9 protein-coding genes are annotated in these 13,388 nt (G+C 40.2%); all 9 read right to left on the minus strand.

Annotation, left to right across the window (positions count from 1 at the left end; genetic code table 11):
• Positions 1 to 22: 22 nt before the first annotated feature.
• Positions 23 to 4,855: an autotransporter domain-containing protein gene (locus EO111_RS01520; protein ID WP_127010301.1), complete on the minus strand. Its 4,833-nt coding sequence runs from the start codon at positions 4,853 to 4,855 to the stop codon at positions 23 to 25.
• 248 nt (positions 4,856 to 5,103) lie between these two features.
• Positions 5,104 to 6,432 carry a branched-chain amino acid transport system II carrier protein gene (gene brnQ / locus EO111_RS01525; protein ID WP_127010302.1) on the minus strand — a complete coding sequence of 443 codons (1,329 nt, stop codon included), beginning with the start codon at positions 6,430 to 6,432 and terminating at the stop codon, positions 5,104 to 5,106.
• A 214-nt stretch (positions 6,433 to 6,646) separates the two neighbouring features.
• The gene (locus tag EO111_RS01530) at positions 6,647 to 8,650 is read right to left on the minus strand and encodes a molybdopterin-dependent oxidoreductase (protein WP_127010304.1); all 2,004 of its coding nucleotides are present in this window, start codon (positions 8,648 to 8,650) and stop codon (positions 6,647 to 6,649) included.
• Between the two features lie 13 nt (positions 8,651 to 8,663).
• On the minus strand, positions 8,664 to 9,134 hold the full coding sequence (locus EO111_RS01535; protein ID WP_127010306.1) for a hypothetical protein: 471 nt from the start codon (positions 9,132 to 9,134) through the stop codon (positions 8,664 to 8,666).
• A gap of 244 nt (positions 9,135 to 9,378) precedes the next feature.
• Entirely contained in the window at positions 9,379 to 9,813 is a 435-nt protein-coding gene (locus EO111_RS01540; protein ID WP_009353871.1) for a DNA starvation/stationary phase protection protein, read from the minus strand.
• 197 nt (positions 9,814 to 10,010) lie between these two features.
• On the minus strand, positions 10,011 to 10,433 hold the full coding sequence (locus tag EO111_RS01545; protein WP_127010308.1) for a hypothetical protein: 423 nt from the start codon (positions 10,431 to 10,433) through the stop codon (positions 10,011 to 10,013).
• 32 nt (positions 10,434 to 10,465) lie between these two features.
• On the minus strand, positions 10,466 to 11,251 hold the full coding sequence (locus EO111_RS01550) for a sulfite exporter TauE/SafE family protein (protein ID WP_062401143.1): 786 nt from the start codon (positions 11,249 to 11,251) through the stop codon (positions 10,466 to 10,468).
• Positions 11,252 to 11,254: 3 nt separating this feature from the next.
• A complete protein-coding gene (locus EO111_RS01555) occupies positions 11,255 to 12,196 on the minus strand; it encodes a hypothetical protein (RefSeq protein ID WP_126941186.1) in 942 nt (313 codons plus the stop codon).
• A 9-nt stretch (positions 12,197 to 12,205) separates the two neighbouring features.
• Positions 12,206 to 13,387 (minus strand): DNA polymerase IV, encoded by a 1,182-nt coding sequence (locus EO111_RS01560; protein WP_127010310.1) that lies wholly within the window; start codon positions 13,385 to 13,387, stop codon positions 12,206 to 12,208.
• Between the last annotated feature and the right edge of the window lies 1 nt (position 13,388).

Consider the following 13,388-nt stretch of genomic DNA (forward strand, 5'->3'; position numbering starts at 1 on the left):
TCAGGCTACCAGGGTAACATGATTAGTATTTCCAATTAATGCTTCCTCCGAGAGTTGCCCCACGTTTTTGACCGAACCAGCCTTCAACATTAAGCGTAGCACTGAAAGCATCTTTATTGCTGCCATATGTATAGCCCGCTTCTACAAGACCGCTGGAACCTCCTAAAGAAGGAGCCAATGTACTTAAACCTTTAACAGTTGCATGCGCCTCGCCAGAGAATTCACGTTCATAAGCAACACCTAAATACCATGTATTATGATTACTCATGTGTTTAGAAACTTTGTATCCTAAGCGTGTACGAACACTATTCACACTGTCAAATGCATATGTTTCACCTAGCCCTTTACCTGTAAGAGTGGCATTTGCTTCTCCTTGATGGCTATAGAATACATTAGCATATACATTACCTTCTAAATGATTACCATAAGACACTACTTTTCCAAGTCCTAAATGTGCACCATAGTAGCTGTTATGCGCATCATAAGAAGCATGAACATTGCTAGAAGCTGTTACTAACTCATTACTTTCATAGGTATAATTCGTACGTCCACCACGTACACTAGATTCTACATATACTCCATTATCAAGGGTTGTTTTTGCATACATACCAACACCGTAGTATTTCGCATTTCCTTCTGCACGAAGACCAGAATCCAAATGGCTATCATAACGAGCCCACCCCATTTCTAAGAATGGTCCCCAGTACGTTCTTCCTGACTGTTTAGATAAACCTAAAACAGCATGAGATCCTTTAATATTTGCATAAGATCCTGTTTCCATTTTCATGCGGTCATGGTTAATCCCTGCAATGATTGGTGAAGTTTCACCAGTATGATTTGCAAATGCTTTAGTAATGCTATCTTGTCCATTGTTAATAAAGCCAGAAACAGCTGTTCTAGTTTCCACTAAAGATTTAGTTTGTGGCAATACTTTTACAGGAACATTACCTGTACTTGGTGTTACTGGTTTTGTTGTATCGCCTGTACTTGGTGTTACTGGTGTTACTGGTTTTGTTGTATCACCTGTACTTGGTACTACTGGTGGTACTGGTTTTTCTGTATCACCTGTGCTTGGTGTTACTGGCGTTACTGGTTTTGTTGTATCACCTGTGCTTGGTGCTACTGGAGTTACTGGTTTTGTTGTTTCACCTGTTCTTGGTGCTACTGGTGTTACTGGTTTTGTTGTATCACCTGTGCTTGGTACTACTGGTAGTACTGGTTTTACTGTATCGCCTGTACTTGGTGCTACTGGCGTTACTGGTTTTGTTGTATCACCTGTTCTTGGTGCTACTGGTGTTACTGGTTTTTCTGTATCACCTGTACTTGGTGCTACTGGCGTTACTGGTTTTGTTGTATCGCCTGTGCTTGGTGTTACTGGTGTTACTGGTTTTGTTGTATCACCTGTACTTGGTGTTACCGGTTTTGTTGTATCACCTGTGCTTGGTACTACTGGTGTTACTGGTTTTGCTGTATCGCCTGTAGATGGTTTTGCTGGAGTAGTTGTTTCTTCAGAAGAATTTTTAACTACAGCAACAACAGATTTTTTATCATCTCCTGCTTTAGCAGTAATATCATAGCTTAAGGATACACCTTGTTGCAACTTGCCATATTGAACACCTGTTGTATTCACACCATTGCTATTATAGATAAGATTGATGCTATCTCCATTATGTAATACTGGAGCTGCGCCAGATACACCTACATTAATTTTGGTGTTAGATACATCTGTACCATGTGGATCAGTTAATGTAAGGATACTATCTCCATTCACAGCATTTTCAGGTAAATCAAAGTTATAGTTTTCAAAGTTTGCTAAATGCGATAAAGTAATTCCTTTTACTTTATTTACATTCAAGGTATTACCAGATTTAATATCACCAGTAGAACCCTCTAGGATATAATGACCACCCCAAATACCAACTTGTTTGTTAGCAAATGGTTCTGCTTTATTAATATCTACCGTATTACCTGTGGCTTCCACATCACTCATACCGCCGATGATGTAGTAGTTACCTGGTTTATTATAATATTTACGATCAGAGTTTTTTTCAATAGGCGATACTTCATCTGTATAAATACCATTTGCATCTATGCCATTAATATTATGTTGCTTTTGTTCACTTTTAACTTTGAATACACCAACACCACCTATAATACCGTCATTAATAATCACAGCATTTTTATTGGCTTTATTCGTTGCAGAATATCCTCCTACAATTTGACCTACCGTAGCAGGATCCTTACCTTTTACTAAAGACTTTTCATTTGCTCCAGCACCAAGCTGAACCAAATTACCAACTACTTCTTTTGATATTTGTTTGGATCTAATGCCATTGAATATAGTTTCATCTTCATCTAGCACGGTTGCAAATGCACCATATGCCACAGTTGGATATCCATTAATGATAACAACCCTATTATTTTTTAAAGTTCCTTTAGCATTTTTGTTAACGGACATCGCTCCATATAAAGTTTCTAATGTCGCATCACCAAGACTTACTACTTCGTTATCTACTGCATCACCATTTGGCTCGTTATTAGGGCTATCTCCTTCAGCTTTAACTATAGCTGCACCCACAATATCACTATAGTGTCTATCATCACTTTGAATAACAACTTGGTTTTTAGAGGCATTACCGCTACCAGTTACAATCGCTGCCCCTATTATACCTTTATCAGATTCATTAGGAGCTTTATCCAATGGACTTAACTTATCTATTTTATTATTAACACCTACTGGTACACTACTTTTATGATAAGCGAATAATTCAAGTACATTTCCAATTGCATGTCCACTTCCATCGACATTAGCCGTAAATGCTTGTTGATCTGTATCATCTACTAATGCTAGATAATTATTTTTAGCACTATTACCTCCACGTGCATTTACAAGTTCAGGTCCCCAAGTTCTAGGTTTCGATGTACTTGCTTCGCCATTATCATGCGAATCAAACTCATGAAGTGGATTTACACTCATCTCTACCTTAGGTCCTTCAGGACGTTCATACTTCGTTTCTTCCCCACGAGATTGGATGCGACTTCCAATGTCATCTGTTGTAAATACCATTTTTCCATTAGCATCTCTATGCGCAGTAGCCGCATTTAATGTAATTGGTTGAGAGGTACTATTAGCAGTATTTACTAAGTAACTAGTATAGGATGACAAACTATTAGTTGTAACCTCATCTATGCTAGTTGTCGCTGGACGACCACTTGTATTTTTACCTACTACAGCAACAACAGATTTTTTATCATCTCCTGCTTTAGCAGTGATATCATAGCTTAAAGATACGCCTTGTTGTAACTTGCCATATTGAACACCTGTTGTATTCACACCATTTCTGTTATAGATAAGGTTAATGCTATCTCCATTATGTAATACTGGAGCTGCCCCAGATACACCTACATTAATTTTTGTATTAGATACATCTGTGCCATGTGAATCGGTTACTGTAAGGATAGTATCTCCATTCACAGCATTTTCAGGTAAATCAAAGTTATAGTTTTCAAAGTTTGCTAAATGAGATAACGTAATTCCTTTTACTTTATTTACATTCAAGGTATTACCAGATTTGATATCACCAGTAGAACCACCTAGGATATAATGGCCACCCCAAATACCAACTTGTTTATTAGCAAATGGTTCTGCTTTATTAATATCTACCGTATTACCTGTGGCTTCTACATCACTCATACCGCCGATGATGTAGTAGTTACCTGGTTGGCGGAAATATTTATAGACTGTGTTATCGTCACCATAAGGAACTTCATCCGTATAAATACCATTTGTATCTACACCATTAATATTATGTTTAGATTGTTCATTTTTTACTTTGAACATACCTAGACCACCGATGGATCCTTCACCGATAATCACAGTATTTTTATTAGCTTTATTGGTTGCAGAAAAACCACCTACGATTTGACCTACTGTAGCTGGGCTTCTTCCGTCCGCTTGCCATTTATCATCTGGATTAAACCCTAATTGAACTCGGTTTCCAATAACTTCCTTAGATTTTTCTGTTGATGGTTTTCCTTGGAAAAATGATTCTTCTTCATCTCGAGTAGTAGCATAAGCACCAAATGCTGTGACTACTTTGCCTGCCCCTAAGGTAACTAAATTATTTTTTAAAGAACCTGTTGCAGGAAAAGTATTATAAGCTCTAGCTCCATAAATAATATCAATATCTTTACCACCAGCTACGAAGACATCATTATCAATGGCGCTGCCATCTCCATTATTGATTTCAGCACCTATGACATCTCGCAACCGTCCTACATTTCGTAGAATGACACGATTTTGCATTGCATTCACAGCATTATTTACCGCTGCAATTTCATGCAAATTATCGCCACTGAACATTTCTAATACATTTAGTCTAGCATTTCCATGCCCGCTCATAGGATGATTAACCACATATACAGTTTCTGTTGTTCCATTTTGCAGTGCTACATAATTAAACTCAGCATCTTTATCAGAATCACCCGCATCTGGTCCCCAAGTTACTTTATCATTAGGATGGTTTATCGATTGTACCGACATTGGATTGACACTCATGGCTCCATCGGCATCTTCAGAGTTTGGTCGTGTATATCGTGTCACTGCCCCACGAGATTCAAAGCGATCCTCAATGTTAGTAGATGTAAATGCATGCTTACCATCATAACCCTCATAAGGGTCATTTTTACTTAATTTAGCAATTTGCATAGTATTCGCTTTACCATCTACAATATACGTAACTGGCTCTCTTGGATTCGTGATGTAAGAGTCATAATTATGTGCCATGGCAGGTGTTAATAATACGCTCCCAGCGATAGCAGATAAAATGATATAACGAAGTCGTTTTTTTCTCATTTTATAATCTCCCTTTCTGACATTCATTACAAAAATATATTATTTCTTCATGATATCTTCATAATAGCAAATGTCCCCCCCCCGTCAACATTTTTAATGTTTTGTATTCATTAAAAGTACATACAAAAAGGTCTTCTCTATGACAATAGATTCTACGAACCTAATCAAAAGAAGACCTTATAAAAATGCTAAATACTATTTAACTATAAATGTGCAGACCATATTTAGTTATTAATACTATATCTACCTTACGCTTTCACCAACGCCCGATGGATCAATCCAATCACGAATCCTACGCCGCCGAATACAAGCCAGTCCATACCGATGCCATGCATTGGTACTTGTGTAGCAAAGAATTGCCCTAAGCTACCTAAGTCTATGCTCGCTGTTTCTAAGCCAGATACAAGAGCTGTGATGAAGGTTGCCCCTACTGTCCAAGCATATACGCATTGGCGACCGTTGAACAACGGATGTAAGAAAGCCAACACAATCAATGCGATGGATAATGGGTACAGGAACATCAACACAGGAATGGCTGCAGTAATGATGGTTTTCAATCCAAACATGCCTACGCCGAAAGAAATCAACACGAATAGCACTGCATAGGATTTATAGGATAAGCCACCAAATTGTGTGCTAAAATACTGTGCACAAGAAGTAACAAGTCCGATACTCGTCGTCAAACACGCCAACAATACGATAACTGCCAAGATCATAGCCCCTAAATCGCCGAATAACAAACGAGCAGATTCTGCCAATACAGGCGCCCCTGTATCTAAGATGCCTAACTGTTCTACGCTGGTAGCGCCTAAGCTAGCAATGAAGATATACACCACGCCTAAACAACCTACAGCGATTAAACCTGCTTTCATAGTGGCGCGTGTAATCTCATCACGTGTTTGTGCCCCTGAAAGTGTCACGAATTCGATAACCAAAATACCAAATACGAAAGATGCTAAGGCATCTAATGTGTTATATCCATCTAAGAATCCTTGTAGGAATGCTGTACCGCTAGTAGCGTAGGACTCTGTCGGTGTACCATAGCTGCCTAATGGAGTAATCAAAGATTTAACAATCAATACCACGATGGTCAGTAGCAAGGCTGGTGTTAAGATTTTACCAATGCGATTCACCAATTTTTGCGGATTAATAGAGAGCCACAATGTGACTACGAAGAACCCCACAAGGAACAAGGATAGTGCTGTATCTGAGGCAGCTCCACCTAAGAATGGTTTCACTGCAATTTCATAGGATACAGTCCCCGTACGAGGGATGGCAAAAGCAGGGCCAATGGATAAGTATAATGCCAATGTAAATAGGACCCCAAACACTGGATGCACACGGCTTGCCAAACTTTGTACGTTACGGCTACCGGAGTATCCCATGGCCATAACCCCTAACAATGGTAAACCTACACCAGTTACGATAAACCCTAAGATGGCCCACCACACATTGGTACCTGCATGTTGACCTAAGGTAGCAGGGAAGATTAAGTTACCTGCCCCAAAGAATAAAGCGAACAGCATCAGGCCGATAGCAATATAGGCTCGCCCCGATAGTTGAGTATGATCTGACATAATATCTCCTTTCAAATACATCCCATAATAACAAATATACACTGTATAAAAACACTTCTTATGCTTATTTTTTTATTATATCTAATTATAAGTAAAATAAAAAGCCATTTTCTTTGTGGAAAATGGCTTTGTCTATACCAATTATGCATATATATCCGAACTATAATTGATAGGCAAACTACATCTATTAACTATAACCAAGCATTACTTATTTTTAGTCGCAGGGCTCTACATATACTTTCACATCATAAAAGGTACTACCCCAACCATAATCGGTAGATCGTGAGGCAGTTAATACATTGATGGTATGCTCTGTATCATAGGACTGCGATTGCCACCAGACACCACTGCTCACAATAGTCCCCTTTGGCACCGCATCATCAATGACTAAGGCAATCCGCAAGGAACCTCGCTCATTATACATACGCACAAATTCACTGTGCCATACGCCCTTGCGCTGGGCATCATCAGGATGCATACGAGCAACCATCTTTGGTGTATCTTCTTGTATCTCACAAAAGGACGAATCTAGTATACGTGGATCAGCACCATTGATGAGGAAGAACTCCGCTGTATCTCCATGAGCCTCACGATACACAGGATAGGGCTCACACTCTAATGGGTTATATAATTCAATCTTACCCGATGGTGTACCATACTCTAGCTTATACGTACTGGATAGATCCATCTCCACTAGCTCCCCTGCCAAGATTCTATCTTGCACTTCTCTTGAAATCGGAGCATATCGCACAATATCTTCAATCATCTCCAACTCTGACATAGCAAACACAGGGTCATCGATGCCCATAGTTCTGGCAATACTACAAATGGTGTCCCAGTTAGAGCGACTTTCACCTACAGGAGGTATGGCTTGATAACCACAACCAATGGTGTAATGCCCATAAGAATTATAGATATCATTATGCTCTACGGACGTAGTTGCAGGGAGTACAATATCCGCATACTTTGCCGTATCTGTCATAAACCGTTCGTGCACCACTGTGAATAGGTCCTCTCGTGACAATCCTTTGCGTACCACTGTTTGGTCCGGTGAGGTCACCGCAGGATTGCTGGAATATACATAGAGGGCCTTAATCGGTGGGTTGTCCGCCTCTGTTAACATCGGTCCGAAATGAATCATAGGGTTCAACCGTGTTTCTTTTGTCTGAAAGCGCTCCCAACTGACACGCTTACCGCCAACAAATTGACTACCCGAGGCACTCGACAAGAGGCCACCTCCTGTATGTAGGTACGCCCCCACCAAGGCAGGTAGTACCACTACACATCGCACCGTATTCGCTCCGTTCCCATAGCGAGATAGTCCACTGCCTAAGCGGATAAATGGTGCCATTGCCTGTCCATAAGCACGAGCAAACTGGATAATCCGTTCCTCTGGTACGCCTGTGATTCGAGCCACTTTCGATGGTGGATATTGAGAAGTAACAGCATCACGGAATCCTTCATAGCCTTGTACATACTGATGAATAAATTCCTCATGTACTAATCCTTCTTCCACGAGCACATAAGCCACACCCAACGCAAAGGCTCCATCTGTACCTGGTCGTATGATAATGACTTCATCTGCTAATTTCATTGTCTCCGTATAGTACGTATCAATCACCCAAAGCTTGGCACCTCGCTGGCGAGCTATGGTCACATCATGTAGGACATGTACATCCGTAGCCACTGCATTGAGGCTCCACAACACCACACAATCACTGTATTGTATATCTTGTGGACGACTCCCTAGGGTATTCCCCATAAGACTAGCCCAACCATACCGTTTGGCAGGGGAACAAATCCCCTTATCTTGACGGGTCGCACCAAGTATGGCAAAGAGTGGATCCCCTGCACTCTTTTGTAAGATTCCCATGGTCCCTGCATAGGAATAGGGCATAATACTTTCAGAACCGTATGTATGGATACAGTGCTGAAACTGCTGAGCAATTTCCTCTAGTGCTTCGTCCCAAGTAATCGGTTTAAATTGACCGCTTCCCTTAGGACCTATGCGTCGCAAAGGCGTTGTCAGACGTTCCCTATGGTGGACTGTTCGTTCATACTGTTGCATTTTCTGGCACAGCGTTCCTCTCGTAAAGCTGTGATCTTTCATACCTTGTACCCGTTGTAACTGGTCTCCCTCAATGGTCAAGATCAATCCACAGGCATCTGGGCAATCATAAGGACATACTGATGTCCTTGTATGTATGGGCTTCGTCATCATTCATTCCTTACTAGTCATTATCAAAGTCATCAAACAAGTCAAAGTCAACATCAAAGTCGAAGTCAAAACTATCTCCAGAATTGTAATCATAAGAACTATCAGCCTCTTGTTGATCATACTCTAACTCATCTTCCATAATATCATTGTAGTTGTTATGGAAAAATTGATCCTGTTCTGTTTCGTTTGCACTAGAAAAACCATAATCTTCATCAGCATGCTCTGGCAATACATCCAATTGACTATAATCACGAATCGTCATTGCTTCATAAGGGTCCAAAGGTGCACGGTTTTCTTCTGACTCTTCAATCTCCACCATATCCATAGCTCGGTTCAAATCCTTTGACGTCCCCTCTTGTTGCACCATGTCCAAGAACTCATCCGAACTCACTTCACTCACCAGCGTATCCATGTCTTCTACCACAGATGTATCCTTCTGTGGTTCTATAGTTTGTAATTGTCCTCGTCGTAAAAATCGATTCATCCTCTATGCCCCTTTCTCAACCTCTCTTACATTACTTGTATTGTATCACCTGGCAATGAAATTTTACAATACATCGTTTTATCACCTTTCAAAGGTATGTTCTATATACTGAAAGAACCCCTGCGCGAAACAGGGGTCCTCTTGTATAGTTAATTGTATAGTTATATTGTGTTAGTCATATTCAGGATATTATCACATATAAGGGAGTGTTATGTGATTGGTTCGATGTTACTGTCAGGAGGAATTAGCCTAAAGTAGCACGTAAGAACCACAATTGTTTTTCATAGTAAGCAATGTGGTCTTCCATGATAGCCACTAATCCGAAGTTACCTTCTTCATCAGCTGCTTCGCGGATGGCACGAGCTTCTTTGTTCAACAATTCGAAATCTCCTACTAAGAAGTTGTACACTTGTTCTACGGAGAATTTGTTGCCTGGTTCTTCTTTCAAAGAAGCAATTTCTAAATATTTTGCCACATGCACTACAGGTTCTTCACCTTGCATTTTTACATGCTCAGCTACTGCATCATAATAATCAAATGCTACATCGTAAACTTCTTCTAAATATTTGTGAGCTGGCACAAATTGAGATCCTACTACATTAAAATGGAAATTGTGAAGTTTAATGTTCCAAATTGCTAAGTTTGCAATATATTGATTGACTGCTTGTAAGTTTTTCATACCTGTTTCTCCTTTTCTTTAGTTATTTTACTAATTTTGCTAATTATTCTAATTAGCAATTAATAATTATTATTTGTTATGTGTATATCTTAGCATAGTAAATCATAAAATGCAATAGCTTTTCATATAGTTTATCGAAATATTTAAATATAAAAAGTTCCCATTACCTATAACGTAATGAGAACTTGTAGTATATATTATTCACTTTTTTTGATAAACCCTTGTGTAGCGCTATACAAGCAGAACCACACAAAGAAACTAGCTCCTGTAATAATCATATACATAGTATCCGTTAACTCCCCCGAACGATACATCGCCAAGGTATAAAAGAAAGCTGTCATCGTCATCAGAATATAGGACAATACATAGCGCATGCCACGCTCTACATCTTCATCGGTGAACATTTCCTTCTTAAAACGCATCCAGTAAATCCCGCAAAGGGCTAAGCCACCTAGCATATTAGCAGCTAGTAAACTCATATCAGCCCGACCATTAAAGAACCAGCACAAAGCTAAATGATTAATAAACAACATCCATTTAATCATCGTGGTCAAACGGGCTGTCGTAATCGTCTGTTGTGGCTGTGGTTGGTGTTGTTTCCGTTTCTTTCCCTTTCCCATAAAGTCCTCTCTATTTAATCTATACTATGACACTAGAACAATACGTGAGATGTGTAAATTAAGCGTAATGCCAGTAATCCAATCCCAATGGATAACCCAATTAAAATCGTTTTTGCTCGCAATCGTTTCGCAATGAACGCCCCTAATTGACCACCCGCTAAGGCACCAATACCACAAGGAATGGCAATTTCAAAATGAATATGACCACTCAAAAAATGTGTTAAAGTCCCTACTGAGGTAGACATAGCCAAGATAAAATGACTAGTGGCGGTGGCCATATGCGTAGGAAATCCCATGATATAAATGAAAGCCGGCACATGGATCAAGCCACCGCCGATACCAAATAAGCTAGAAATAAAGCCTACTCCCATGCTAATTAAGATACCTACCACTTTATTATAGGTCAACTCTTCTAATTGCAAGGACTCTTCTTTGCGTTCCCCTTTATTCATATTTTTATAACCAATGAACAAAGACATGATTAGCAAGAAAGAACCAAACCAGAATCGGAACCCACTAGGATCAAAATATTCCGCTACATGAGCACCGATAATCGACCCTGGGAAGGTGGCAATCCCGAATAGAATTGCTGCGCTATATAATATTTTCTTCTGCCGCACATAGGCAATAGTACCCGAAATGGCATTACAGGTTACCGTAAACAAGGATGTACCTACTACCATAGCTGGCGTCCATTCTGGAAAGAAGTAAAGAAATACTGGCACAAAAATCAATCCGCCACCTGCACCAATGATGGTTCCCAATGCGGCTACAACTACGCCTAGCAATACAAAGCCTAATACACTTACCACATCCATACCTTAATCCTCCTTAGACAGCTTCGCAAATCGGTCTAACTTATGCTTTTTGAAGACCGCTTTCATGCCTCGCTTTTCCGCTTTTTTCTCTGCCTTTTTTGCTACTTTTTGCAAGACTTTTTCTGTCCATGCATCGCCATGCTCTTCTGCATAGCGTTCCCATTTAGACAATTTTTTTGCCCACTTGTCTACAGAGGGAGCTTCTTTTTTATGTTTCGACTTATCTTTGCTTTTTTCCTTCTTTTTCTTTTTTTCTTGTTTAACAATGCAGCATTTGTCTCGCTCTTCTGGTATGGGAGAATCTTCTGTGCAATGTTTGCAACGCTTTTTATGCTGTTTTTTTGTCTCTGTTGACGACTCCATCTCAAACATATCATACAAGTTAGATTTTTTGTTAGTATATTTCGTTAACTCAATGACCGCATCCTCTTCATCGTCTTTAGGGTCGTCATCCTCCCCATCGTCATCATAGTCATACTCATTAATATGCTTCGTTTCGCTGGTATTGCTGAATAAACTCATAAAAGAACTCGATGTCGCCTTCGGTTCAACCTTCTCTGCAAAGGTTTCCCCTTGCCAACGCTCAGCCATCACAAAATCTACGCCTAATGCCACACCTACATCATAGCCTTCCACACCTTCATCCGCCACAGCTTCTACTGTTGGTGTCTCTTCTAAGGAAGATATCATATCATACAGATAGTGCTCTGTTACCATACTTTGGAGCCCACGTAATTCTTCCCATTGTTTTCCCAATAGAGCCAACATATGAGCAAAGTTTTCTAAGTCTTCTACCACTTCCATAGCCATTTCAGGGGACTCCATATGGTGCGCCTCTAAATTCGCCACATATTGCTGTTGTACTTCTTTGCAATGACCATACGCTGTTTGCAAGCCTTGTAACAACTTTTCAATCTGTTCCTGGTCCAATATATATTGTTGCATACTATCCTCCTAGGACGATGTCGTGTCATCCTTCAATTTTCGTTTCCACATAGCTCCTGTGGTAACAATATCTTCTCCAAATCGTTCTTCCAAAGTATCTAGTACTTGTGCTAACCGATCTGGCTCTGTTTCTTCACTCTGAAAGAGCGACTCTTGCTCCACCTCTTGGTGAAAGCCACTGACCGTAATCCCCAATAACCGGAACGGCCCCTGTACATTAAGTTTATTATATAATACACAGGCCGTCTCATACAATACATCTTCTCTATCCGTCTGATAGGATAATCGTTTTTGCCTTGTTTTGGTGGTAAAGTCAGACAATCGTACTTTGATAGCAATGGTGTGACCTTTGAGACCTTTCTGGCGCAAACGCTTAGCTACATGATGCGCAAAATATCGCCATTCATTGTCGATTTCCTCTGGGTCCATTAAGTCCCTTTCATAGGTCAGTTCATTGCCTACGGATTGCAACTCACGATTCCACTCAATAGGACGATTATCAATGCCTTTAGACAGCAAATACACACGTTCACTTTGATGACCGCAATAGGGTTCTAACTCATGATACGAATCTAACTGTGCAATATCTTGAATCCGATGAAAGCCGCCTCGCTGTAATGCTTGTTCCATATGAGCCCCTACGCCCCACAACCTGCGTACCGGTAAATGTTTAATATGAGCTCTTTCTTGCCCATGAGGAATAATATATAAACCATCTGGCTTTCGTAAATCCGACGCTAGTTTTGCTAAAAACTTATTCGGTCCAATTCCAACAGATGCGACCAAGCCCGTTAAGTCCTTAATTTGTTCTTTCACAGCACGGCCCACCGCCATAGGAGACTCATAGAGTTTTCCTAATCCTGAAATATCTAAAAAAGCCTCATCCAAAGAAATGGGCTCTAAATAGGGGCTAAACCGATGCAACACGTCATGAATTTGATCAGAAATTTCGTGATATCGTTCCATTCGTGGCAATAGATAGATACCATCTGGACATAATTTTCTAGCCTTCCCAATAGGCATAGCAGAACGTACCCCAAATTTCCGTGCTTCATAACTACACGTAGCCACCACACCACGTGAAGAAAGGCCACCCACGATAACTGGATGACCTTGTAATTCTGGACGATCATGTTGTTCTACAGATGCAAAGAAAGCATCCATGTCTACATGCATAATCCAACGTTTCATA

Origin of the sequence: Veillonella sp. CHU594, assembly GCF_003992265.1 — a bacterium.
GTDB lineage: Bacteria > Bacillota > Negativicutes > Veillonellales > Veillonellaceae > F0422.

Excerpts from the sequence above, each read along its gene's own strand:
- EO111_RS01520 (WP_127010301.1), bottom strand. The coding sequence starts at position 4,855 with ATGAGAAAAAAACGACTTCGTTATATCATTTTATCTGCTATCGCTGGG.
- brnQ (WP_127010302.1), bottom strand. The coding sequence starts at position 6,432 with ATGTCAGATCATACTCAACTATCGGGGCGAGCCTATATTGCTATCGGC.
- EO111_RS01530 (WP_127010304.1), bottom strand. The coding sequence starts at position 8,650 with ATGACGAAGCCCATACATACAAGGACATCAGTATGTCCTTATGATTGC.
- EO111_RS01535 (WP_127010306.1), bottom strand. The coding sequence starts at position 9,134 with ATGAATCGATTTTTACGACGAGGACAATTACAAACTATAGAACCACAG.
- EO111_RS01540 (WP_009353871.1), bottom strand. The coding sequence starts at position 9,813 with ATGAAAAACTTACAAGCAGTCAATCAATATATTGCAAACTTAGCAATT.
- EO111_RS01545 (WP_127010308.1), bottom strand. The coding sequence starts at position 10,433 with ATGGGAAAGGGAAAGAAACGGAAACAACACCAACCACAGCCACAACAG.
- EO111_RS01550 (WP_062401143.1), bottom strand. The coding sequence starts at position 11,251 with ATGGATGTGGTAAGTGTATTAGGCTTTGTATTGCTAGGCGTAGTTGTA.
- EO111_RS01555 (WP_126941186.1), bottom strand. The coding sequence starts at position 12,196 with ATGCAACAATATATATTGGACCAGGAACAGATTGAAAAGTTGTTACAA.
- EO111_RS01560 (WP_127010310.1), bottom strand. The coding sequence starts at position 13,387 with ATGAAACGTTGGATTATGCATGTAGACATGGATGCTTTCTTTGCATCT.